General features: G+C 65.2%; 25 protein-coding genes. 22 read left to right on the forward strand and 3 right to left on the reverse strand.

Annotation, left to right across the window (positions count from 1 at the left end; genetic code table 11):
• Positions 1-16: 16 nt before the first annotated feature.
• The 10 genes from AC25MA_RS21470 (at position 17) to AC25MA_RS21515 (ending at position 8,930) form a co-directional block, all read left to right on the forward strand.
• Entirely contained in the window at positions 17-391 is a 375-nt protein-coding gene (locus tag AC25MA_RS21470) for a chemotaxis response regulator CheY (protein ID WP_172402424.1), read from the forward strand.
• 19 nt (positions 392-410) lie between these two features.
• Positions 411-1,199 (forward strand): protein phosphatase CheZ, encoded by a 789-nt coding sequence (locus AC25MA_RS21475; protein WP_028691006.1) that lies wholly within the window; start codon positions 411-413, stop codon positions 1,197-1,199.
• A gap of 12 nt (positions 1,200-1,211) precedes the next feature.
• Positions 1,212-3,428: a chemotaxis protein CheA gene (locus tag AC25MA_RS21480; protein WP_486972371.1), complete on the forward strand. Its 2,217-nt coding sequence runs from the start codon at positions 1,212-1,214 to the stop codon at positions 3,426-3,428.
• A 45-nt stretch (positions 3,429-3,473) separates the two neighbouring features.
• Entirely contained in the window at positions 3,474-4,598 is a 1,125-nt protein-coding gene (locus tag AC25MA_RS21485; protein ID WP_486972372.1) for a protein-glutamate methylesterase/protein-glutamine glutaminase, read from the forward strand.
• Positions 4,598-5,338: a flagellar motor protein gene (locus AC25MA_RS21490; protein WP_028691009.1), complete on the forward strand. Its 741-nt coding sequence runs from the start codon at positions 4,598-4,600 to the stop codon at positions 5,336-5,338. Before AC25MA_RS21485 ends, AC25MA_RS21490 begins: the two co-directional genes overlap by 1 nt.
• Before the next feature lie 3 nt (positions 5,339-5,341).
• A complete protein-coding gene (gene motD, locus AC25MA_RS21495; protein WP_028691010.1) occupies positions 5,342-6,199 on the forward strand; it encodes a flagellar motor protein MotD in 858 nt (285 codons plus the stop codon).
• A gap of 78 nt (positions 6,200-6,277) precedes the next feature.
• Positions 6,278-7,066, forward strand: coding sequence for a ParA family protein (locus AC25MA_RS21500; RefSeq protein ID WP_028691011.1), 789 nt, complete (start codon positions 6,278-6,280; stop codon positions 7,064-7,066).
• Entirely contained in the window at positions 7,066-7,986 is a 921-nt protein-coding gene (locus AC25MA_RS21505) for a CheW domain-containing protein (RefSeq protein WP_062361704.1), read from the forward strand. Before AC25MA_RS21500 ends, AC25MA_RS21505 begins: the two co-directional genes overlap by 1 nt.
• Before the next feature lie 67 nt (positions 7,987-8,053).
• Positions 8,054-8,533, forward strand: coding sequence for a chemotaxis protein CheW (locus AC25MA_RS21510; RefSeq protein ID WP_003254393.1), 480 nt, complete (start codon positions 8,054-8,056; stop codon positions 8,531-8,533).
• 1 nt (position 8,534) lies between these two features.
• Positions 8,535-8,930: a DUF2802 domain-containing protein gene (locus AC25MA_RS21515; protein WP_028691013.1), complete on the forward strand. Its 396-nt coding sequence runs from the start codon at positions 8,535-8,537 to the stop codon at positions 8,928-8,930.
• Positions 8,931-8,993: 63 nt separating this feature from the next.
• Here the strand turns inward: AC25MA_RS21515 and AC25MA_RS21520 are convergent, their stop codons facing one another.
• From AC25MA_RS21520 to fliK, 3 genes are all read right to left on the reverse strand, one after another.
• Positions 8,994-11,753, reverse strand: a complete 2,760-nt coding sequence (locus tag AC25MA_RS21520) for a dermonecrotic toxin domain-containing protein (protein ID WP_463402479.1) — start codon at positions 11,751-11,753, stop codon at positions 8,994-8,996.
• Between the two features lie 81 nt (positions 11,754-11,834).
• Positions 11,835-12,170 (reverse strand): EscU/YscU/HrcU family type III secretion system export apparatus switch protein, encoded by a 336-nt coding sequence (locus tag AC25MA_RS21525; RefSeq protein WP_028691015.1) that lies wholly within the window; start codon positions 12,168-12,170, stop codon positions 11,835-11,837.
• Positions 12,167-13,735, reverse strand: coding sequence for a flagellar hook-length control protein FliK (gene fliK / locus AC25MA_RS21530; protein WP_486972373.1), 1,569 nt, complete (start codon positions 13,733-13,735; stop codon positions 12,167-12,169). The genes AC25MA_RS21525 and fliK overlap by 4 nt, the downstream gene beginning before the upstream one ends.
• Before the next feature lie 169 nt (positions 13,736-13,904).
• Here fliK and ccmA point away from each other — a divergent pair, with 169 nt between their 5' ends.
• From ccmA to AC25MA_RS21590, 12 genes are all read left to right on the forward strand, one after another.
• Positions 13,905-14,537 carry a cytochrome c biogenesis heme-transporting ATPase CcmA gene (ccmA, locus tag AC25MA_RS21535; protein ID WP_028691017.1) on the forward strand — a complete coding sequence of 211 codons (633 nt, stop codon included), beginning with the start codon at positions 13,905-13,907 and terminating at the stop codon, positions 14,535-14,537.
• Positions 14,534-15,202, forward strand: a complete 669-nt coding sequence (gene ccmB / locus AC25MA_RS21540; protein WP_028691018.1) for a heme exporter protein CcmB — start codon at positions 14,534-14,536, stop codon at positions 15,200-15,202. Before ccmA ends, ccmB begins: the two co-directional genes overlap by 4 nt.
• Before the next feature lie 46 nt (positions 15,203-15,248).
• A complete protein-coding gene (locus AC25MA_RS21545; protein ID WP_062361715.1) occupies positions 15,249-16,016 on the forward strand; it encodes a heme ABC transporter permease in 768 nt (255 codons plus the stop codon).
• Entirely contained in the window at positions 16,013-16,189 is a 177-nt protein-coding gene (gene ccmD, locus AC25MA_RS21550) for a heme exporter protein CcmD (RefSeq protein WP_011534872.1), read from the forward strand. The genes AC25MA_RS21545 and ccmD overlap by 4 nt, the downstream gene beginning before the upstream one ends.
• Positions 16,186-16,641, forward strand: a complete 456-nt coding sequence (gene ccmE / locus AC25MA_RS21555; RefSeq protein WP_028691020.1) for a cytochrome c maturation protein CcmE — start codon at positions 16,186-16,188, stop codon at positions 16,639-16,641. The genes ccmD and ccmE overlap by 4 nt, the downstream gene beginning before the upstream one ends.
• Before the next feature lie 11 nt (positions 16,642-16,652).
• Complete coding sequence (locus tag AC25MA_RS21560) at positions 16,653-18,626, forward strand: heme lyase CcmF/NrfE family subunit (RefSeq protein ID WP_486972374.1); 1,974 nt, start codon at positions 16,653-16,655, stop codon at positions 18,624-18,626.
• Positions 18,623-19,159, forward strand: a complete 537-nt coding sequence (locus tag AC25MA_RS21565) for a DsbE family thiol:disulfide interchange protein (RefSeq protein WP_028691022.1) — start codon at positions 18,623-18,625, stop codon at positions 19,157-19,159. The genes AC25MA_RS21560 and AC25MA_RS21565 overlap by 4 nt, the downstream gene beginning before the upstream one ends.
• Complete coding sequence (locus tag AC25MA_RS21570) at positions 19,156-19,632, forward strand: cytochrome c-type biogenesis protein (protein WP_028691023.1); 477 nt, start codon at positions 19,156-19,158, stop codon at positions 19,630-19,632. Before AC25MA_RS21565 ends, AC25MA_RS21570 begins: the two co-directional genes overlap by 4 nt.
• The gene (gene ccmI, locus AC25MA_RS21575) at positions 19,625-20,812 is read left to right on the forward strand and encodes a c-type cytochrome biogenesis protein CcmI (RefSeq protein ID WP_463402478.1); all 1,188 of its coding nucleotides are present in this window, start codon (positions 19,625-19,627) and stop codon (positions 20,810-20,812) included. Before AC25MA_RS21570 ends, ccmI begins: the two co-directional genes overlap by 8 nt.
• 12 nt (positions 20,813-20,824) lie before the next feature.
• Entirely contained in the window at positions 20,825-21,247 is a 423-nt protein-coding gene (locus AC25MA_RS21580; protein WP_062573314.1) for a hypothetical protein, read from the forward strand.
• Between the two features lie 68 nt (positions 21,248-21,315).
• Positions 21,316-22,254 carry a 2-hydroxyacid dehydrogenase gene (locus AC25MA_RS21585; RefSeq protein ID WP_182323461.1) on the forward strand — a complete coding sequence of 313 codons (939 nt, stop codon included), beginning with the start codon at positions 21,316-21,318 and terminating at the stop codon, positions 22,252-22,254.
• Positions 22,255-22,304: 50 nt separating this feature from the next.
• Positions 22,305-23,093 carry a PhzF family phenazine biosynthesis protein gene (locus AC25MA_RS21590; protein WP_028691027.1) on the forward strand — a complete coding sequence of 263 codons (789 nt, stop codon included), beginning with the start codon at positions 22,305-22,307 and terminating at the stop codon, positions 23,091-23,093.
• Positions 23,094-23,253 lie beyond the last annotated feature (160 nt).

Below are 23,253 nucleotides of genomic sequence, written 5' to 3' on the forward strand. Positions count from 1 at the left end.
CTAATTGAACAAAGACATGAAAATCCTCATCGTTGACGACTTTTCGACGATGCGGCGGATCATCAAGAACCTGTTGCGTGACCTGGGTTTCACCAACGTCAAGGAGGCTGATGACGGCAACACGGCACTGCCGATGCTCACCAGCGAACACTTCGACTTCCTGGTAACCGACTGGAACATGCCGGGCATGACCGGTATCGACCTGCTGCGTGCTGTTCGCGCGGACGAGCGCCTCAAGCACCTGCCGGTACTGATGGTCACCGCAGAAGCCAAGCGCGAGCAGATCATCGAAGCTGCCCAGGCCGGCGTCAACGGCTACGTGGTCAAGCCTTTCACCGCCGTGGCGCTGAAAGAAAAGATCGAAAAGATCTTCGAACGCGTCAACGGCTGAGTCACGTCTGGGGGGCGCAATGGAGTCAACCAACAACTCTTTGGGTGAGTTCGAATCAACCCTTAAGAAGCATGCCCAGGAACTGGTCGAGAGCCTCGAGCGCGGCCGGTTCGGTGATGCGGTACAGCTGATCCACCAACTGAACCAGACCCGCGATCGCGGGCTGTATCAGGAAGTTGGCAAGCTTACTCGCGAACTGCACAGTGCAATCGTCAACTTCCAGATCGACCCGTCCATGCCGCAGGCCGAGGAAGTGTCGCAGATTACCGACGCCACTGAACGCCTCTCCTACGTGGTTCGCCTCACCGAAGGTGCGGCCAACCGCACCATGGACCTGGCAGAGGCCTGCACCCCGGTGCTCAACGACCTCGCCGCCGAGGCCCAGAGCCTGTCCGCCGATTGGCAGCGGTTCATGCGCCGTGAGGTGGCAGCGCCGGAATTCCGTGAGTTGGTCAAGCGTGTGGACAGTTTTCTGACGCACAGCGCCGAAGGTAATCAGAAGGTCGCCGGCCATCTCAACGATATCGTCCTGGCCCAGGATTATCAGGATCTCACCGGCCAGGTGATCAAACGGGTGACCGCGCTGGTCACCGAAGTCGAAAGCAATCTGCTCAAGCTCGTGCTGATGGCAAGCCAGGTCGACCGCTTTGCCGGGATCGAACATGACCACCAGCAGCTGCGCGCTGAAAAAGATCAAGAAAAACATCCGACTCGGGGTGAAGGTCCGCAGATTCATGCCGATAAGCGTGAAGACGTCGTGTCCAGCCAGGACGATGTCGACGATCTGTTGTCCAGCCTGGGTTTTTAAGGAGCACGTTTAATGAGCTTCGGCGCCGATGAAGAAATCCTCCAGGATTTCCTGGTAGAAGCCGGCGAAATCCTCGAGCAACTGTCCGAGCAATTGGTCGAGCTGGAAAGCCGGCCCGATGACGCGGACCTGCTCAATGCGATTTTCCGCGGTTTCCACACTGTAAAAGGGGGCGCCGGCTTCCTTCAGCTCAATGAGTTGGTGGAGTGCTGCCACATTGCCGAGAACGTGTTCGACATCCTGCGCAAAGGTGAGCGCCGGGTTGACGCGGAACTGATGGACGTGGTGCTCGAGGCCCTCGACACGGTCAACAGCATGTTCGGCCAGGTGCGCGAACGTACCGATGTCACGCCGGCCACGCCGGAGCTGCTGGCGGCGCTGTCGCGCTTGGCCGAGCCCGGTGGCGCCGAAGCCCCGGCCCCGGTGGTCGAGGCGGCGCCCGTGGTCGAAGCCCCGGCTGCCGAGCCCGACATCACCGATACCGAGTTCGAGCAACTGCTCGACTCGCTCGATGCGGTCAAGGCTGAAGCTCAGGTTCATGAGCAACTGCAGGGTGAAGAAATCAGCGGCGGCGGTGACGAGATCACCGATGCCGAGTTCGAGTCGCTGCTCGACCAGCTGCACGGCAAGGGCCAGTTCTCGGCCGATGCCGCCGTCAGCGCGCCTGCGCCAGCCACTCCGGCCAGCGACGAGATCACCGACGATGAGTTCGAGTCGCTGCTCGACCAGTTGCACGGCAAAGGTACTTTTGCCGTCGACGCACTGCCAGGCGCCGCCGCGCCAGCGGCCAGCGCGGCACCCGCCGCGGGCGACGAGAGCATCAGCGAACACGAATTCGAGGCCCTGCTCGACCAGTTGCACGGCAAGGGCAAGTTCTCCAGTGACGCGGTCACCGCCGAGGCGCCTGCCGCCGTCGCCGCGCCTGTCGCGGCCAAGGCCGAGGTCAAGCCCGTTGCCAAGCCGGCTCCTGCGCCCGCCGCGGCACCGGCTGCGGCCGCCAAGCCTGCCGCCCCGGCTCGCGCTCCTGCGCCGGCCGCCGAGAAGCATGGCGCCAGCGAAGCGGAAACCACCGTGCGGGTCGATACCGCGCGTCTGGACGAGATCATGAACATGGTCGGCGAACTGGTGCTGGTGCGTAACCGCCTGGTGCGCCTGGGGCTCAACAGCGGCGACGAGGCCATGTCCAAGGCCGTGTCCAATCTCGACGTGGTCACCGCCGACCTGCAGACCGCGGTCATGAAGACCCGCATGCAGCCGATCAAGAAAGTCTTCGGCCGCTTCCCGCGCCTGGTTCGCGACCTGGCCCGCCAGCTCAAGAAAGAGATCAACCTGGAGCTGGTCGGTGAAGAGACCGACCTCGACAAGAACCTGGTGGAAGCCCTGGCCGACCCGTTGGTGCACTTGGTGCGCAACGCCGTTGACCACGGCGTCGAGATGCCTGACGAGCGCGAGGCCTCCGGCAAGTCGCGCATGGGCCGGGTGGTGCTGTCCGCCGAGCAGGAGGGTGACCACATCCTGCTGTCGATCTCCGACGACGGCAAGGGCATGGACCCGAGCATCCTGCGCGCCAAGGCCGTGGAAAAGGGCCTGATGGACAAGGACGCGGCCGATCGCCTGAGCGAGTCGGACTGCTACAACCTGATCTTCGCCCCGGGCTTCTCGACCAAGACCGAGATCTCCGACGTGTCCGGCCGCGGCGTCGGCATGGACGTGGTGAAGACCAAGATTTCCCAGCTCAACGGCTCGATCAACATCTTCTCGGCCAAAGGCCAGGGCTCGAAGATCGTCATCAAGGTGCCGCTGACCCTGGCGATCATGCCGACCCTGATGGTAATGCTCGGCAACCAGGCGTTCGCCTTCCCGCTGGTCAACGTCAACGAGATCTTCCACCTCGACCTGTCGCGCACCAACGTGGTCGACGGCCAGGAAGTGGTGATCGTGCGCGACAAGGCGCTGCCGCTGTTCTACCTCAAGCGCTGGCTGGTCCAGGACCACGAGCATGAAGAGCAGCACGAAGGTCATGTGGTGATCCTGTCGGTCGGTACCCAGCGCATCGGCTTCGTGGTCGACCAGTTGGTTGGCCAGGAAGAGGTGGTGATCAAGCCGCTGGGCAAGATGCTGCAGGGCACCCCGGGCATGTCCGGCGCGACCATCACCGGTGACGGCCGGATCGCCCTGATCCTCGACGTTCCGAGCATGCTCAAGCGTTACGCCGCCCGGCGTATTTGATTTCGGTGGCGCGCCCTGGCGGGTGCGCCGCCTAATGGAGTGTTTATGGCAGTCAAGGTCCTGGTGGTGGATGATTCCGGTTTCTTCCGCCGCCGTGTCTCGGAAATTCTCTCGGCGGACCCGACGATCCAGGTCGTGGGCACCGCGACCAACGGCAAGGAAGCGATCGACCAGGCGCTGGCGCTCAAGCCCGATGTCATCACCATGGACTATGAAATGCCCATGATGGACGGTATCACTGCGGTGCGGCACATCATGCAGCGCTGCCCGACGCCGGTGTTGATGTTCTCCTCGCTGACCCATGAAGGCGCCCGCGTCACCCTCGACGCCCTGGACGCCGGTGCGGTCGACTACCTGCCGAAGAACTTCGAGGACATCTCGCGCAACCCGGAAAAGGTCAAGCAGCTGCTGTGCGAGAAGGTCCATACCATCTCGCGCAGCAACCGCCGTTTCAGCGCCTATTCCAGCCCGGCGCCCGCCGCCGCGCCGGCTCCGGCCAATAGTCATGCGCCGGCCAGCAGCTTCGCCAGTACCACGCCCGCGCGCACGGCGGCTCCGGCCCGCGCCGCGGCACCGGCCGCCGCGCATTCGCCGGCGCCCAAGCGCAAGCCCTACAAGCTGGTCGCCATCGGCACCTCCACCGGTGGCCCGGTGGCGCTGCAGCGGGTATTGACCCAACTGCCCGCCGGATTCCCGGCGCCGATCGTTCTGATCCAGCACATGCCGGCGGCCTTCACCAATGCCTTCGCCGAGCGCCTGGACAAGCTGTGCAAGATCAGCGTCAAGGAAGCCGAGGACGGTGACGTGTTACGTCCGGGCCTGGCGTTGCTGGCCCCGGGTGGCAAGCAGATGATGGTCGACGGCCGTGGCACGGTGAAGATCCTGCCGGGCGACGAGCGCCTGAACTACAAGCCTTGTGTCGACATCACCTTCGGCTCCGCCGCCAAGTCCTATGGCGACAAGGTGCTCTCGGTGGTGCTCACCGGCATGGGCGCCGACGGTCGCGAGGGCGCACGCCTGCTCAAGCAGGGTGGCAGCACCGTGTGGGCGCAGGATGAGGCCAGTTGCGTGATCTACGGCATGCCCATGGCCATCGTCAAGGCCAACCTGGCCGATGCCGTGTACAGCCTGGACGAGATCGGCAAGCACCTGGTCGAGGCGTGCATCTGATGGATGTGTTGAGCCTAATCGGCCTGATCCTCGCTTTTGTCGCCATCGTTGGCGGCAATTTCCTCGAGGGCGGCCACGTCGGTGCGCTGATCAACGGCCCGGCGGCATTGATCGTGCTGGGCGGTACCCTGGCGGCGGCGTTGTTGCAGTCGCCGCTGTCGGCGTTCAAGCGCGCTCTGCAGATCGTGGGCTGGATCTTCTTCCCGCCGCGGGTGGACCTGCCCGGTGGCATTGACCGGGTGGTGAACTGGAGTCTGACGGCACGCAAGGAAGGCCTGCTGGGCCTGGAGGGCGTGGCCGACGCCGAGCCCGATCCCTATGCGCGCAAAGGCCTGCAGCTGCTGGTCGACGGCGCCGAGCCCGAGGCCATCCGCAGCATACTTGAAGTCGATTTCCTGACTCAGGAAGCCCGCGACATCCAGGCCGCCAAGGTGTTCGAGAGCATGGGCGGCTATGCGCCGACCATCGGCATCATCGGTGCGGTGATGGGTCTGATCCACGTGATGGGTAATCTGGCCGACCCGTCGCAGCTGGGTAACGGCATTGCCGTGGCCTTCGTCGCCACCATCTACGGCGTGGCCAGCGCCAACCTGATCCTGCTGCCGATCGCCAACAAGCTCAAGGCCATCACCCTGCGTCAGTCTCGCTATCGCGAGATGCTGCTCGAGGGCTTGTTGTCGATCGCCGAAGGCGAGAACCCGCGCTCGATCGAGCTGAAGCTGCAAGGCTTCATGGAGTAAGCCATGGCCCGTCGTCGCAAGATCGAAGAGCACGAGAACCACGAGCGCTGGCTGGTCTCGTACGCCGACTTCATCACCCTGCTGTTCGCCTTCTTCGTGGTCATGTATTCGATCTCGTCGATCAACGAGGGCAAGTACAAGCAGATTTCCCAGGCGCTGATCGGGGTCTTCAATGACCCCGAGCGCAGCATGAAGCCGATCCCTATCGGTGACGAGCGGCCGCTGAGCGTCAAGCCCGCCGAGCCGCTGATCAAGGACAGCGAGCAGACCGACGCGGGCCTGGCGCAGACCAGTACCGACCCGCTCAAGACCATCACCGACGATGTCCGCGACGCCTTCGGCGACCTGATCAAGTCCAACCAGATGACCGTGCGCGGCAACGAACTGTGGGTGGAGATCGAGCTCAACTCCTCGCTGCTGTTCGCCAGTGCCGACGCCATGCCCAGCGATGTCGCCTTCGAGATCATCGAGAAGGTGGCGAAGATTCTCAGGCCGTTCGCCAACCCGGTGCACGTCGAAGGCTTCACTGACAACCTGCCGATTCGCACCGCTCAGTACCCGACCAACTGGGAGCTGTCGTCGGCGCGAGCGGCGAGCATCGTCCGGTTGCTGGCGATGGAAGGGGTCAACCCGGCGCGCATGGCCTCGGTGGGTTACGGGGAGTACCAGCCGGTGGCCAGCAACGACACTGCAGACGGGCGTGCGCGCAACCGCCGGGTGGTGTTGGTGATCTCGCGTAACCTGGAGGTACGCCGCAGCCTGACCGGCAGTGGCAGTGCCAATGCCACCCCGGATGCTGCGATGCGCCGGGCTGGCACACAAAGTGCACCAGCCTCGCCAGCACCGTCGACCGGGGGCTGATTTCGTCAAATCCCCGTCACTGAATTTCACACCGTTCCCGGCAGGGCAGGCGGCCATACCGGGAGGAAGCAACGCACGATGAGAGTCTGGGCAGTAGCCAATCAAAAAGGTGGCGTCGGCAAGACCACCACCACCATCGCCCTGGCCGGCTTGCTGGCCGAGGCGGGCAAGCGCGTGGTCGTGGTCGACCTCGACCCGCACGGCTCGATGACCAGCTACTTCGGGCACAACCCCGATGCGCTCGAGCACAGCTGCTACGACCTGTTCCTGCACAAGGGCACGGTGCCCGAAGGTTTGCCGGGCCAACTGCTGCTGCCGACCAGCGACGAGCGCATCTCGCTGCTGCCGTCGAGCACCGCGCTGGCGGTGCTCGAGCGTCAGTCGCCGGGGCAGAGTGGCCTGGGCCTGGTGATCGCCAAGAGTCTGGCGCAACTGTGGCAGGATTTCGACTTCGCCCTGATCGACAGCCCGCCCTTGTTAGGCGTGCTAATGGTCAACGCCCTGGCCGCCAGCCAGCAGCTGGTGATACCGGTGCAGACCGAGTTCCTCGCGGTCAAGGGCCTGGAGCGCATGGTCAGCACCCTGGGCATGATCAATCGCTCGCGCAAGCAGGCATTGCCCTACCAGATCGTGCCGACCCTGTTCGACCGCCGCACCCAGGCATCGCTGGGCACCTTGAAGGTGCTGCGTGACACCTATGGCGACCAGGTCTGGCAGGGCTACATTCCGGTGGACACGCGTCTGCGAGACGCCAGCCGCAACGGCGTCACGCCTTCGCAGTTCGACGGCAAGAGCCGTGGCGTGGTCGCCTACCGGGCGCTGCTCAAGCATCTGCTCACCTACCGTTCCGCATTGCAGGTGGCGTGATGAACCAGGCTCGGCAGATCACCACCAAGCCACAGATGGCCTTGCAGTCCTACCTCGACGGGCTGCTGCAGGAGGCCACCGAGTCGTTCGAGCTGCCGGCGGAGTTGGAGACGCCTGTCGTGGAGCCTGTCGAGCAGGCCCCCGGCGATGACTTCGAAGCAGCGGTTCGCGAGGAACAGGCCCGAGACGCCCAGCGCCAGATAATTCCGACCCCACCTGCTGCGCGGCCCTTTGCCGAGCCGCAGGCCAAGGTCCTGCCGACCGTGCTGCCGCCTGCCGCGCCGGTGGTGGAGCCGGTGGTCGCCATGGTCGAGACCGAGGTGGTGGCCGATGCCAGCATCCCGGTCCTGAGCCAGACCCAGGCCATCGAACCCGTGGCGCCGTTGGTGGAGCTGAATGTGACGGCGGCACCCGCCGCGCCAACACCGCCGGCCAGCGTCGATGGCCGTCCGGACTGGGCCGCCGAACCGTTCGAATGCCTGCTGTTCGATGTTGCCGGGCTGACCCTGGCGGTACCGCTGGTGTGTCTGGGCTCGATCTACACCCTGGCCGGCCAGGAGCTGACGCCACTGTTCGGCCAGCCGGACTGGTTCCTCGGCATCCTCACCTGCCAGGCGGGCAACCTCAAGGTGCTCGACACGGCGCGCTGGGTGATGCCGGACCGCTACCGCGACGATTTCCGCCAGGGCCTGCAGTATGTGATTTCAGTCCAGGGCTACGAATGGGGATTGGCCGTGCACCAGGTCAGCCGTTCGTTGCGCCTGGACCCGAACGAGATCAAGTGGCGCAGCCAGCGTGGCCAACGGCCATGGCTGGCCGGCACGGTGATCGAACACATGTGCGCGCTGCTCGATGTCGCCGAACTGGCCGAGCTGATCGCCAGTGGCGCGGTCAAGCAGATGAACACCAAACACAACTGAATCAACGCCGCTACTGCCGCGGCAATACAGAGCACACCGCCAATGGCGGATTTTGAGGGCTAGGGGAATGAAAAAGTCGTCTGCACAAGGTTCCGAAGATCCGATCCTGCAGTGGGTAACCTTCCGTCTGGACAACGAGTCCTACGGCATCAATGTCATGCAGGTGCAGGAAGTCCTGCGCTACACCGAGATCGCCCCGGTTCCGGGCGCTCCCAGCTACGTGCTGGGCATCATCAACCTGCGCGGCAACGTGGTGACGGTCATCGACACCCGCCAGCGCTTTGGCCTGATGCCGACTGAAGTCACCGACAACACCCGCATCGTCATCATCGAGGCGGACAAGCAAGTGGTCGGTATCCTGGTCGACAGCGTCGCCGAAGTGGTCTACCTGCGTCAGTCGGAGATCGAGACCGCGCCGAACGTCGGCAACGAAGAGTCGGCCAAGTTCATCCAGGGTGTCTGCAACAAGAACGGCGAGCTGCTGATTCTGGTCGAGCTGGACAAGATGATGACCGAGGAAGAGTGGTCCGAGTTGGAGAACATCTGAGTTGATCTTCGAGGTTGCTGTCATCTTCCTGGCGCTGCTCTGGGCACTGAGCCTGTGGTTCTTCCTCAACTACAGCAAGCGCCAGCGCGAGCTGGCCGCCCAGCAGGCCCAGGGCGATGCGCTGCGTGACCAGCGCATCAAGGACCTGGCCAAGCGCCTGGACGATTACCAGAATGGCACCGTGCGCATGGGCGAGGCGATCCATGAGCTGCGCGCGGTGGTGGCGCCGTTGCCCGAGAAGCTGCAGCAACTCGAGCAACGCGACCCCAACAGCGTCACCTTTGCCCAGGCCGCCAAACTGGTGGGGATGGGGGCTAGCGTCGAGGAGTTGACCCAGACCTGCGGTTTGACCCAGGCCGAGGCGCAGCTGATGAGCAAGTTGCATCGCGTCGAATGAGCGTGCACAAGGCGACCTTCGGGTCGCCTTGTCGTTTCAGGGGTGACCATCAACGTCAGACCTTCAAGGCTTGGCCCAGGCATGGTTGTTGCCGATCCTGGCGACGCCATTGAGCGGCAGGTAGCGGTCTAGCGCGGTCTTGTAGGCGAGGCGGTCGACGAACGTGAAGGAGTTGACGGTGGACAGCGAGTCGAGGTTGGTGATTTGCCTGAGCTGTTTCAGGTCGGGCAGCAAGCGGTCGGTCACGTCGGTCAGCAGGGTGGGCCCGGTCAGCCGGCTCAGGGTATTGGCGTAGTGGGCGAAACCCTCCGGGTCGCGCGCGGCGTCCGGTTTGCTGTCGTAGAACCTCGGTTCGGCCTGAAAGCGAGCGTGCATTTCTTCGCTGATGGCCCTCAGGGTCGGGTTGTTGGCATGACTGCCGATCAGGCTGGTGTTGTAGATGCAGTGGATGTTCATCTTTTCGTTGGCGATCGGCGGGTAGAGCAGCACGCCATCAGGGGTGGTCTGCAAGAAGGTATCGTCGATCGGTTTGGCCCGCGGGCCGTAGCCGCGTCCGTTGATCGTCACCGGGTACTCGCCCTCGGCCAGTAGCCTGTCGTCGATGTCCATGTACAAGCCCCCCTCGTGGTCCAGCAGTGGGAAACGCAAGACATCCGCCGCCGACGAGAAATGGCGTGCGATGCCGCCATTGCCGTCGATCGCGGCGCGGTATTGCGGGTAGTTGGCGCTGTCCTTGAACGAGGAATAGAAGGGTTGCTCCTCCAGGGGCAGCACGATGACGTCGGGGGCGTATTCGGCCAGGCGCTCGAGGTTTCGCACATAGGCCTGGGGCGACTCGTTGGACAGGTACAGGCGCAGGCTGAAGCGTGAGGGCTTTAGCGTTCTGCTGTTCTTGGCGAGGTTGGCCAGCAGGTTGTCGGGTATCGTTCGGTCGCCGACCCAGATGCTGAGGATCTGCTCGGGGATTCTTCGGCTCGCCTCCAAGGGGAATTCCGGCACCTTCACCGGGAGTGGCAGGTCGATGCCCATGGCCCGCAGGCTCGCGGTGCGCATTTCATCGGTGACCAGCCTGCCTTGCGGCGCACGGACCAGGTTCTTGCTGGCCACGCGAGGGATGTAGCGTTTCGGTTCCACCGCATTGAGGTCGTCGCGCTGGACGAAGGCGTTGGCCTCCAGGTCGTAGACAACATCGGCGCTGTAGCCACCGATGGTTGCGCGCAGGATATCGGGCTCGCCGTTGAACTGGGTCAGGCGGATGACGGCGCCACGGGTTGCCTCGTCACCACCCTCGAGCGGCGCGACGGGGTCTGGGAGGTGGAAATACTCGAGCGCTTCTTCGGCGGGCAGCAGAGGCGGGTCCATCGGGCTCAAGGGGTAGCCCAGCTTGCCGTTCACCTCGCTGGGCAAGACGAAACCGTCGTACTTGAAGCGGAACAGCGCGGGCGCCTTGGTCACCTCGGCATGCAGCAGCGGCAAGGCGTTGAACAGGCCGAACGTGGCATCACTTACACCCGAGGCTTGCTGATCCACGCCATGGCCGTTGATCGCCGCGTCCAGCCCCAAGCCGAACTGGGCGATGCCGCCCAGGGCGAACAGGGGCGCCAGCTCCGGCAGCACGAAAGCCAGGGGGCCGAGCAGGTTGATCGCCGAGCTCAGGTAGCCGCGCCAGCGGGCTTTGGTGATCTCGCTGTCACTGGTGATCGCCGCGTCGGCATCCTGGTAGCTGCGTGCGCGTTGGCGCTCGGCGAGCGCCTGGAACAGGTCCCCGGTTATGGCGGGGTTGTACGTGTCGGGTCGATAGTTGACATAGGTGCGGGGCGGCCAGGCGCCATCGGTGGTGAAGCCTGAGCGGTTGGGTGACAGGCGGTACACCGCTGGGTAGACGGCGAGGCCTTCCAGGGCGGTGCGCAGGCCGCTGAAATCCAGGCCGTCTGGCAGATCGGCCTGGCCGAAATGCCCGGCCAGGGCTTCGCGTTTGACGGGGTCCTTGCACTGTTGGGCTACCCAGTCCTTCAGGGCATTGGGGCCGGCGAAGGTATGCAGTGCCGAGGCGTTGCCGGGTACGTACAGCAGTGCGGTGTGCGCGTTCTTGTCGTACAGGTAGATCAGGTCGGTGGCGCTGTAGCCATAGATGTTCAGCGCGCGCATGCGAAAGGTGGCGGTGCGCGGCATGAGTTCGGCGGCTTGCCAGGCCAGCTGGCGACCGGCCTCGTCCAGGCTGCCTTCGGCCACCTGTTTGTTGCAGGTGGCGATGAAGGCCATCTTGGCCAGGATGCGGTGGCTGTTCCCGGCGTTGGCCCAGTAGCGATCAAGCATGCCTTTGTAGGTGGCGTGGAAATCCATTTTCCAGATGAACTGTTGCAGGTCTTCTGCTGGCAGCCCAAGCAGTGTCTCGGGGCCGTATACCTGCGGCGTGGTGCGCCGGAAAACGCCGTTGAACACTTGGTAGTTGACGCCGGAGGGTGCGTTCCAGGCCTTGGGGCGCAAAGTCTCGACCAGGCTGATGCGCCCGGGTAGGTGCCCGGCCCAAGGTTCGCCGAACAGTCCGCCGATGAGGTTGTTGTCCGATTCACCTTGCCAGTTGGACAGCATGGCTTGGGTCAGCGTGCTCTTCGCCACGAGCACGCCATCCCAATTCGCCAGGTCGCCATGGGGTTGGTAGTGAAGCGTGACTACATCGGTTTGATCGGGGTCGAGCGTCACGCCGCGGGCGCTTGCCCATTGCTTGATGGCGTCGCCGGCGGCACGGTCCGGGCGGGGAAAATGGCTCAGGTGCTGGCGGGCGAACTGGGTGCCAGCGTCGTTGACATAAGCGGTGGTCATGGCAGGGGCCTTTGCGTGAGTGAGTAACGGCAAAGGTCGCACCCCTGTGCGGCCACCGGGGACTACATATCTACCGCTGCGTCAGCCCGGATGCGGCAAGCGCGGCAGTACAGGAGTGATTTCGCGCTCGCTGGGCGTGGCGTCGACGAAGTCCTCCGGCACCTTGCCCCGCAGTTGCCAGGCGAAGGCGATGATCTCGGCGATGGTCAGGTACAGCGCTTCGGGAATCTGTTCACCCAGCTCCAGGCGCGCCAGCAGGCGCACCAGCTCGGGATTCTCGTAGATAGGCACCTCATGCTCGCGAGCGATGGCGAGAATGGCCTCGGCCAGCTCATCGTCGCCCTTGGCGCTCAGGGTCGGGGCCTGCTGGCCGTCGTAGCTCAGGGCGATCGCCTGGCGGGGTGGCTTGTGTTTCATGCGGTCTCGTCTACCCAGCGTTGTTCCAGGCGCGTGCGTGGCCCTTGCGGGGGGAGGCCGGGGTGGCATTTCAGGTCCCCGACGTCCAGGCCTCGGGCCAGCAGGCGATCGCGCAGTGTGCCCAGCTGGCTGTCGATCAGGCGCGCGGTGGCTTCCTGCTGCGCCCAGAGCTGGCCGGAAAGCTTGCCTTGCAGCAACTGCGCCTGTACCTGCAGAGGGCCAAGTGGTGAGAGATCGAAGGCCAGTTCGATGCGCCACAGCGCTTCCAGTGGATCGTGCTGCTCGCGCTCGCGGTCGGCCTGCTGCTTCGGTGTTTCCTCGCGCTGCAACTTGACCTGCAGCGGCACGAACTCCTGACCATGGCGCACAGGAATCTCTGTCTGCCAGGTGGTCTGCTGGTTGCCGTTCTCCAAGGTGCCGCTCTGTTGCAGGCTGGACAGCGAGTGGCTCTGCAGACGGGAGATGGCGGCGGCGGCCAGGCGTAGCAATTGCTGGAGGTCGCCTTCACTTTCCAGCTTCTGCAGAAGACGCGAGGGCAGGGGGAAGACGCTGGGCAGTGGCCGTGGGCTGACTTGGCCGAGCATCCCTAGTGCGCTGCGGGCCAGGCCAGGCAAGGCCTGGGCGAGGGTGCTGGTGGCCAGCGCGCTGGTCAGTGGCGGATGGCCCGGCACGCTGGGCAGGGCCTGGGCCACCAGCCTGACAAGCTGTGCCTTCAGGTCGGGGGCGATGCCGCCGGCCAACCCGCCTAGCAGCTTGGCTTCGAAGAAGGTGCCGCTGTTGTTCAGGGCCTGGGCCAGGCCCTTCGCATCCCCCAGTTGCCGCGCGTCCGGCAGGCTGGCGAGCAGGCGCTCGGCGCTGGTGCGCAGTTCGGGGTCTGCATCGGGGCTGCTGGCGATCCGTTGCAGGCTGTCGAGCACACCCGGCAGCGAGGCCTGGAGGTTCTGCTGGGTCGACAGGTGCTGAGTGACCGCCAGCTGGTCCTGGCGGCCGCTCAGGGGCACGAAGCGTAGCCCCTGTTCACTCTGCACCAGCGCGCTGAGCAGGCTGCCCACGGGGAGCCGGCGCGGGCTGTCGATGACCAGCGTGGCACCGGCCTGGCTGCCGCTGAGCAGGCTCACCAGCGAGCGGAAGGTGGTGGGCGCGCCGGAGCTCTGCGGCAGGGCCTGGCTGGTCAGGACCTTGGCCTGCAGCAGGGTGCCGACCGGCATTTCCCGGGTGTCCAGCCGGGTCAGAGTGGCGATGTTGCCGGCAGTGGCCTGTTGCACCATCACCGCCAAACGGCTGCTATCCGTCTGGCTGACCAGGACCTGGCTGCCGGGTGGCAGGGGTTGACTGGCGGTGGTCAGCACTTGTGTCTGGTTGCCATTGGCCTGGGTCAGCCGAAGCAGCATCTGGAACTCCTGGCCGATCTGGCGCAGGGTCACAACCTCGGCTTCGGCGGTTTCTCCAGGCGGCAGCAGGCCAGGCTGGGCCTGCAGCAGGCGCAACAGCTCGCCGGTCATGGCGGCCCGGGTCGCCTGGGGGCTTACCGCAGTTTGTGTGCTGAGACTATTGATTTCAGTCATGATTGTATACAACCTGTCGAACCCGCCCTCTTGGCAGCGCGCTGGCGCGTGCAATAATGCTGCTCGCTCGCCATTGCCAGTATAACGGCAGGGGTTGGAGCGACTTGAGACGCAGGCTGCAATCGGTGTCGGTACCGGTGACAGACCTCATACTGTATAAGGCGATACCGTGATCCTTCACCTTCAAGCCGCGGGCCTGGCCTGCGAGCGCGACTGGCGGCTGCTGTTCGAGCACCTGCACTTCGAGCTGCACCCTGGCGACATGCTGCAGATCGCCGGCCCCAATGGCAGCGGCAAGACCAGCCTGCTGCGCCTGCTGGCCGGGCTCATGCAACCCACCGCCGGGCAGATCCTGCTTGGCGGCCAGCCATTGGCCGAACAGCGTCATGCCCTGGCCAGCATCCTGTTGTGGATTGGCCACGCCGCCGGGATCAAGGATTTGCTCACCGCTGAAGAGAATCTCGCCTGGCTCTGCGCCCTGCATCGGCCGGCCGGTCGCGAGGCAATCTGGCAGGCGCTGGAGGCTGTCGGCTTGCGCGGGTTCGAGGACGTGCCCTGTCACACCCTGTCAGCCGGCCAGCAGCGTCGGGTCGCCCTGGCTCGGCTGTACCTGGACAGCCCGCCGCTGTGGATCCTCGACGAGCCGTTCACCGCCCTGGACAAGCAGGGCGTGGCACAGCTGGAAGCCCACCTTGCGGCCCACTGTGAGCAGGGCGGCACCGTGGTGCTGACCACCCACCACACGCTCGAACGCAAGCCATCGGGCTACCGCGAGCTGAACCTGGGGCAATGGGCGGCATGAGCGTATTTCTTCTGCTGTTGCGCCGCGAGGCTCGCCTGTTGTTCCGCCGTCCGGCGGAGCTGGCCAATCCGCTGGTGTTCTTCGCCATCGTCGTCGCTTTGTTCCCGCTGGCGGTCGGTCCGGAGACGCAATTGTTGCAAACCTTGTCGCCTGGACTGGTCTGGGTAGCGGCCCTGCTGGCGGTGCTGCTGTCGCTGGACGGGTTGTTCCGCAGCGATTTCGAGGACGGTTCGCTCGAGCAGTGGGTGCTTTCGCCGCATCCGCTGGCCCTGCTGGTGCTGGCCAAGGTGCTGGCGCACTGGATCTTTTCCGGGCTGGCGCTGGTATTGTTGGCGCCACTGCTGGCACTGATGCTGGGCCTGCCGAGCGCCTGCCTGCCGGTGCTGCTCGCTTCCCTGTTGTTGGGCACGCCGGTGTTGAGCCTGCTGGGCGCGGTGGGCGCGGCGCTGACGGTCGGTCTCAAACGCGGTGGGCTGCTGCTGGCGTTGCTGATTCTGCCGTTGTATATCCCTGTGTTGATCCTGGGCAGTGGTGCGTTGCAGGCGGCGTTGCAGAATATGCCTGCCACCGGTCACCTGCTCTGGCTCGCCAGCCTGACGGCCCTGGCGGTGACACTGGCACCCTTTGCGATCGCGGCCGGCCTGAAGATCAGCGTCGGCGAATAACGAGTCCCGGGCACCGCAGCCCGGCCAATACCCTGGATGTACCCTGATGAAAATGAGTTGGACGTGGTTCCACAAGTTGGGCTCCCCCAAATGGTTCTATGCCATCAGCGGCCGCATGCTGCCGTGGCTGAGCGTTTGCGCCGTCGTGCTGCTGCTGGTCGGCATCACCTGGGGCCTGGCCTTCGCCCCCCAGGACTACCAGCAGGGCAACAGTTTCCGCATCATCTATATCCATGTGCCGACGGCCATGCTGGCGCAGTCGTGCTACGTCATGCTTGCGGTGGCGGGCGTGGTGGGGCTGGTGTGGAAGATGAAACTGGCCGATGTCGCGCTGCAGTGCGCGGCGCCCATCGGCGCCTGGATGACCGCGGTAGCTTTGGTTACCGGGGCGATCTGGGGCAAGCCCACCTGGGGCAGTTGGTGGGTCTGGGACGCGCGCCTGACCTCAATGCTCATCTTGCTGTTCCTTTACTTCGGCATCATCGCCCTGGGCCAGGCCATCAGCAATCGCGACAGCGCGGCCAAGGCCTGCGCGGTGCTGGCCATCGTCGGCGTGGTCAACATCCCGATCATCAAGTACTCGGTGGAGTGGTGGAACACCCTGCACCAGGGCGCTACCTTCACCCTCACCGAAAAGCCGGCCATGCCGGTGGAGATGTGGCTGCCGCTGCTGCTCACCGCGCTGGGCTTCTACTGCTTCTTCGGCGCCGTGCTGCTGCTGCGCATGCGCCTGGAAGTGCTCAAGCGCGAGGCCCGAGCCAGTTGGGTCAAGGATGAGGTGCTGGGGCAGCTCGGACGGGAGGCGGCACGATGAGCTTCGCGTCCTTCAGTGATTTTCTCGCCATGGGCCACCATGGTCTGTACGTCTGGTCGGCCTACGGCATCTGCCTGGCGGTGCTGGCGCTGAATGTCGCCGCGCCCCTGCTGGCCCGTCGCCGCTACCTGCAAGAAGAGGCGCGTCGTCTGCGCCGGGAGAGCAAACCGTGAATCCGCAGCGCAAGAAACGCCTGTTCATCATCCTCGGCCTGCTGGCCGGTGTCGGCGTCGCCGTGGGCTTCGCCCTGAGCGCGCTGCAGCAGAACATCAACCTGTTCTACACCCCGACGCAGATCGCCAACGGCGAGGCGCCGCTGGACACCCGCATCCGCGCCGGCGGCATGGTCGAGAAAGGCTCGGTGCAGCGCTCGGCCGATTCGCTCGATGTGCGCTTCGTGGTCACCGACTACACCAAGTCGGTGCCGATCACCTACCGCGGCATCCTCCCTGACCTGTTCCGCGAAGGGCAGGGCATCGTCGCCCTTGGCAAGCTCAACGCCGATGGCGTGGTGGTGGCCGACGAGGTGCTGGCCAAGCACGATGAGAAGTACATGCCGCCGGAGGTCACCAAGGCCCTGAAGGAAAGCGGCCAGGCCGCCAGCGACGCGGGGGCCAAGCCATGAATGCGGCCCTGGTGATCCCCGAAATCGGCCAGCTGGCGATGATCCTGGCGATCTGCTTTGCCGCCGTGCAGGCCACTGTGCCGCTGCTCGGCGCCTGGCGCGGCGACAGCCTGTGGATGGGCCTGGCGCGGCCGGCGGCCTGGGGGCAGTTCGCCTTCCTGGCGTTTGCCTTCGCCTGCCTCACCCACGCCTTCATGACCGACAACTTCTCGGTCGCCTACGTCGCCAGCAACTCCAACAGCGCCTTGCCCTGGTACTACAAGTTCAGCGCCGTGTGGGGCGCCCATGAAGGCTCGCTGCTGCTGTGGGCACTGATCCTTGGCGGCTGGACCTTCGCCGTGTCGATCTTCTCGCGCCAGTTGCCGCAGGTGATGCTGGCGCGGGTGCTGGCGGTGATGGGCATGATCAGCGTGGGTTTCCTGAGCTTCCTGATCATCACCTCCAACCCGTTCTCGCGCCTGCTGCCGCAGGTGCCGGGCGACGGCCGCGACCTGAACCCGCTGTTGCAGGACTTCGGCCTGATTGTCCACCCGCCGATGCTGTACATGGGCTATGTGGGCTTCTCGGTGGCCTTCGCCTTCGCCATCGCCGCTTTGTTGGGCGGTCGTCTCGATGCCGCCTGGGCGCGCTGGTCGCGGCCCTGGACCATCGTCGCCTGGGCCTTCCTCGGCGTGGGCATCACCCTCGGCTCGTGGTGGGCCTACTACGAGCTGGGCTGGGGGGGCTGGTGGTTCTGGGATCCGGTCGAGAACGCCTCGTTCATGCCTTGGCTGGTGGGCACGGCGCTGATCCACTCGTTGGCGGTCACCGAAAAACGCGGGGTGTTCAAGAGCTGGACCGTGTTGCTGGCCATTGCCGCATTCTCCCTGAGCCTGCTGGGGACCTTCCTGGTGCGTTCCGGCGTGCTGACATCGGTGCATGCGTTCGCCGCCGACCCGTCCCGTGGCGTCTTCATCCTGATCTTCCTGCTGTTCGTGGTTGGTGGCTCGTTGACCCTGTTCGCCCTGCGCGCGCCGGTGGTCAAGAGCCAGGTGGGCTTTGCCCTGTGGTCCCGTGAAACCTTGCTGCTGGCCAACAACCTGGTGCTGGTGGTGGCAGCCTCGATGATCCTGCTGGGCACCCTGTACCCGCTGGTGCTCGACGCCCTGACCGGGGCCAAGCTGTCGGTCGGCCCGCCTTACTTCGACGCCCTGTTCCTGCCGCTAATGGCGCTGCTGATGGTGGTGCTCGGCGTGGGCGTGGTGGTGCGCTGGAAGGACACCCCGGGCAAATGGCTGGCCGGCATGCTGACCCCGGTGCTGGTCGGTAGCGCGATCCTGGCGCCGGTCGCCGGGCTGATCGTCGATGACTTCGACTGGCCGGCCCTGAGCGTGTTCGCCCTGGCCGCCTGGGTGGTCCTGAGCGGCGTGCGCGACATCCTCGACAAGACCCGTCACAAGGGTTTGGCCAAGGGGTTGGCGGGCCTGAGTCGCAGCTACTGGGGCATGCACCTGGCGCATCTGGGCCTGGTGGTGTGCGCGCTAGGCGTGGTGCTGTCGAGCAACAACAGCGCAGAACGCGACCTGCGCATGGCGCCGGGCGAGACCGTCGAGCTGGGTGGCTATCTCTTCCTGTTCGAGGGCGCCAAGCACTTCGAAGGCCCGAACTTCATTTCCGACAAGGGCACCGTGCGCGTCTCGCGCGATGGCCGCGAAGTGTCCGTGCTGCACCCTGAAAAACGCCTGTACACCGTGCAGCAGTCGATGATGACCGAGGCTGGCATCGACGCCGGCTTCACTCGCGATCTGTATGTCGCCCTGGGCGAGCCGCTGGAAAACGGCGCGTGGGCGGTGCGGGTGCATATCAAACCCTATGTCCGCTGGATCTGGCTGGGCGGTCTGCTGACCGGCCTGGGCGGCTTGCTGGCGGCCCTCGACCGACGCTACCGCGTCAAGGTCAAGACCCGGGTGCGTGAGGCCCTGGGCGTGTCTGGAGCGACTGCATGAAGCGTTGGATCATGGTGGTGCCGCTGGCGGTGTTCCTGCTGGTGGCGGTCTTTCTCTACAAGGGGTTGTTCCTCAAGCCTGACGAACTGCCTTCGGCGATGATCGGCAAGCCGTTCCCGGCGTTCTCGCTGGCGAGCGTGCAGGGCGATCGTAGCCTCACCCAAGACGACCTGATCGGTCGCCCGGCGCTGGTCAACGTGTGGGGTACCTGGTGCCCGTCGTGCAAGGTCGAGCACCCGTACCTGAACCAGTTGGCCGAGCAGGGCGTGGTAATCCACGGCGTCAACTACAAGGACGACAACGTCGCCGCGCTGAAATGGCTGGCCGAGTTCCACAACCCGTACCAGTTGAACATCGCCGACCAGCAAGGCTCGCTGGGCCTGGACCTGGGCGTGTACGGCGCGCCGGAAACCTTCCTGATCGACGCCAAGGGCATCATCCGCTACAAGCACGTGGGCGTGGTCGATGCCACGGTGTGGCGCGAGCAGCTGGCGCCGCTGTACCAGGGGCTGGTCGACGAGGCCCGGCCATGAGGCGCTGGCTGGCGGCCGCCGTGCTCGGCCTGAGCCTGGTCGGGGTGGCCAAGGCGGCCATCGACACCTACCAGTTCCGCGATGACGCCGAGCGCGAGCGCTATCAGCAACTGACCAAGGAACTGCGCTGCCCCAAGTGCCAGAACCAGGACATCGCCGACTCCAACGCGCCCATCGCCGCCGACCTGCGCCGCGAGATCTTCCGCATGCTGGGCGAGGGTAAGGACAACCAGCAGATCGTCGATTTCATGGTCGATCGCTATGGCGACTTCGTGCGTTACAAGCCGGCGCTCAGCGGGCGCACCTGGCTGCTCTGGTTCGGCCCGGGGATCCTCCTGGTTGGAGGCTTCGTGGTGTTGGCGCTGATCGTGCGCCGTCGCCGTGGCCAGGCCGTGGCCGGCAACACCGAACTGTCCGCCGACGAACGCGAGCGTCTGGCCAAACTGCTGGATAAAGAACGTACCCATGACTGAATTCTGGCTTAGCGCGGGCCTGCTGCTGCTCGCCGCCCTGGCTTTCCTGCTGCTGCCGATCCTGCGCGGTCGCCGCCGTCAGCAGGCCGAGCAGGACCGTACCGCCCTCAACGTGGCGCTCTATGAGGAGCGCGTCGCCGAACTGGCTGCCCAACAGGCGGCCGGCGTTCTTGACGAACAACAACTGGCCAATGGCCGTGACGAGGCCGCCCGTGAGCTGCTGGCCGATACCGAGCGTGGCGACGTGATCCGCCAGGGCCACCTGGGCAAGGCCGTGCCGTTGCTGGCGGCGGTGCTGGTGCCGGCCATGGCCCTGGGGCTGTACCTGCACCTCGGCGCCGCGGACAAGGTCGCACTGACCCAGGAGTTCGCCCGCGCGCCGCAGTCGATGGCGGAAATGACCACGCGCCTGGAGCGTGCGGTACAGGCCCAGCCCGACTCGGCCGAAGGTCTGTACTTCCTTGGTCGTGCCTATATGGCCGAGCAGCGGCCAGCCGACGCGGCCAAGGCCTTCGAGCGCGCCGTGGCCCTGGCCGGGCGTCAGCCCGAGTTGCTCGGACAATGGGCGCAGTCGCTGTACTTCGCCGCCGATAAACAGTGGTCGGCGCAACTGCAGGCGCTCACCGATGAGGCGCTGAAGGCTGACCCGCAGGAGGTCACCAGCCTAGGCCTGCGTGGTATCGCCGCCTTCGAGGGCGAGCGCTACCAGGAGGCCATCGACTTCTGGCAACGCCTACTGGCGCAGTTGCCGCAGGGCGACGCGTCCCGTGACGCGCTGCAGGGCGGCATTGACCGCGCCGCCGACAAGCTCAAGGCCGGGGGCGGCAAGGTGGCCGAGACGGCGCGCCTGAAGGTACGGGTGGAGCTGGCGGCGGCGCTCAAGGACAAGGTGCGCCCCGACGACACCGTGTTCATCTTCGCCCGCGCCAGCAATGGCCCGCCCATGCCGCTGGCGGCCAAGCGGGTGACCGTGGCGCAGCTGCCGATCGAGGTGGAGTTGTCCGATGCCGACGCGATGATGCCGCAGATGAAACTGTCGGACTTCGCCGAAGTCCAACTGGTTGCCCGCGTCTCGCGCGCCGGGCAGCCCACCCACGGTGAATGGAAGGGCCAGAGCGCCCCGCTGGCCACCGGCACCCAGGGCACCCAGCATGTGACCATCGACAGTCCCGACTCATAAGAGAGCAGCCCCATGAACAGCACCGTCCGCCTGACCCTGATTTCCCTGGCCCTGGGTCTTTCCGCGTGTACGGTGCATCAGCCCGGGGAGCGTGAACCGCTGCCGCCGATCGAGACCACGCCGCCGCACAAGGGGCCGGTGGTCAAGCCCTTGCCGGGTGGCCAGCCCGGGACGCAACCGAGCAAGCCGTCGGCGATACCCAAGCCGATGCCACGTACTTCCGCCAGCTTCGCGCCGCCGCCGGGGGGCGCCAGCCACTGGGACCCGAAGCTGGGGGTCTATGTGCTGGAGAAGCAGCCCAACACCTTCTACCGCCAGCGCACCTATTACCGCTGGAACAATGGCTGGAGCTGGTCGCTGAGCCCCAACGGGCCGTGGCAGGACACTGACAGCAGTGGCGTGCCGGGCGGGTTGGGCAGGGCGTTCGGGCAGTAATCAACGTTGACCTGATCGCAGGGCAAGCAGCTGGCATAATCCCCCTTCGCATTCAAACGGAGGGTGGCATGAGCAAGACAGTCCTGGTGCTGGTGGAAACCGTCGATGACTACCTGCCGCTATTGGAACGGGCCGGCTATCGCCTGATCCGCGCACCCTCGCCGCAAATGCGCACCGACGCCATCGCCCGCCATGCCGGCGAGATTGATGCCGTGCTCACGCGTGGCCCGCTGGGCCTCACGGCTGACGAAATTGCCACGCTGACCCAACTTCAAATCATCTGTGTGATCGGTGCCGGCTATGAGCAGGTCGATCTCGAGGCCGCTGCGGCCCGCGGCATAACCGTCACCAATGGTGCGGGCGCCAACGCCGGGCCCGTCGCCGACCACGCCATGGCGCTGCTGCTGGCGCTGTTGCGCGATATTCCCCGTGCCGATGCCAGTACCCGCCGTGGCGAATGGAACCGGGTGATCAGCCCCTCGGTCAGCGGCAAGCGGCTGGGCATCATCGGCCTGGGCGCGGTCGGCCAGGCCATCGCCCGCCGTGCGAGCCAGGGCTTTGACATGCACGTCAGCTACCATAGCCGCACGCCTCGTCGGGGCCAGCCCTACACCTGGTACGACAGCCCGTTGCACCTGGCCGAAGCCGTGGACATCCTGGTGGTCGCGACGCCGGGTGGCAGTAGCACCCGGCATCTGGTCGATGGCTCGGTACTGGAGGCCCTGGGCGCCGAGGGGTACCTGGTCAACATTGCCCGGGCCAGCGTGGTGGATACCACGGCGTTGGTCACTGCGCTGGAGCGGGGCGTGATCGCGGGGGCCGCGCTGGATGTGTTCGATGACGAGCCTGTGGTGCCCGATGCGCTCAAGGCGCTGGGCAACACGGTGCTGACCCCGCATGTGGCGGGGCAGTCGCCGGAAGCGGCGCGCGATACCGTGGCCCTGGTACTGCGTAACCTGCAGGCATTCTTTGCCGGCGAGCCGGTGTTGACGCCGGTTCGCGGTTGAATCCTTTCTGAAGTCCGCCCGGCGCGGTGCCGGGCCTGAGGAGTTTGTACATGCAACTTGAGATTTTCCAGGTCGACGCGTTTTCATCCGAGCCGTTCGGCGGCAATCCCGCAGCGGTGATTCCATTGCAGCAGTGGCTGCCCGACGAGGTGCTGCAACGCATTGCTGAAGAGAACAATCTGTCCGAGACGGCGTTCTTCGTGCGTAACGGTGAAACGTTCGACCTGCGCTGGTTCACGCCGGCGGTGGAGGTTGATCTGTGTGGGCATGCGACGTTGGCGGCGGCATGGGTGTTGTTCGAGCAGTTGGGCGAGCAGGCCGAGGTGTTGCGGTTCAATACCCGTAGCGGGGAGTTGCGGGTTCGGCGTGATGCCGATGGCCTGCTGGCGATGGATTTCCCGGCCAAGCAGCCGGAGGCCGTGGAAATTCCGGCGGGATTGTTGGAGGCGCTTGGGTTAAGTGAGGCTCGGGCGTTGTACCGGACCGACGATTATGTACTGGTGATTGACGATGTCTCGCTGATCGAGGGGCTCAAGCCGGATTTCGTGGCGTTGTCGGCGTTTGATGTACGGGGGATTGCGGTGACGGCGGCTGGGCGGGGGTTTGATTTCGTCACGCGGTGGTTTGGGCCTCGGGTGGGAGTCAATGAAGATCCGGTGACCGGGTCGGCGCATACGTCCTTGGCGCCCTACTGGGCGCAGCGGTTGGGCAAGAGCAGCTTGCGCTGTGAGCAGGGTGGGGGGCGCAAGGGGCAGTTGCAGTGTGATTTGCCGGGGAATGGGCGGGTGATTATCAGTGGGCGGGGGGCGCTTTATTTGCGGGGGGTGGTTTTTGTTTGAGTTGCTGGAATGATTGTGGTTTCAAGCGTTGTGCGCGCATTCATTTACGGAGGGTGTGATTGGAAGTGTCAGATTTTTTGTGTGCGGGCCGGTAACGGCCTGCCGTCAGGCAGGCCCTGACTTTCACCAGGTCGGCCTGATGAACCGATCTCCGTACAAA

Source organism: Pseudomonas sp. P65(2024), assembly GCF_057480955.1.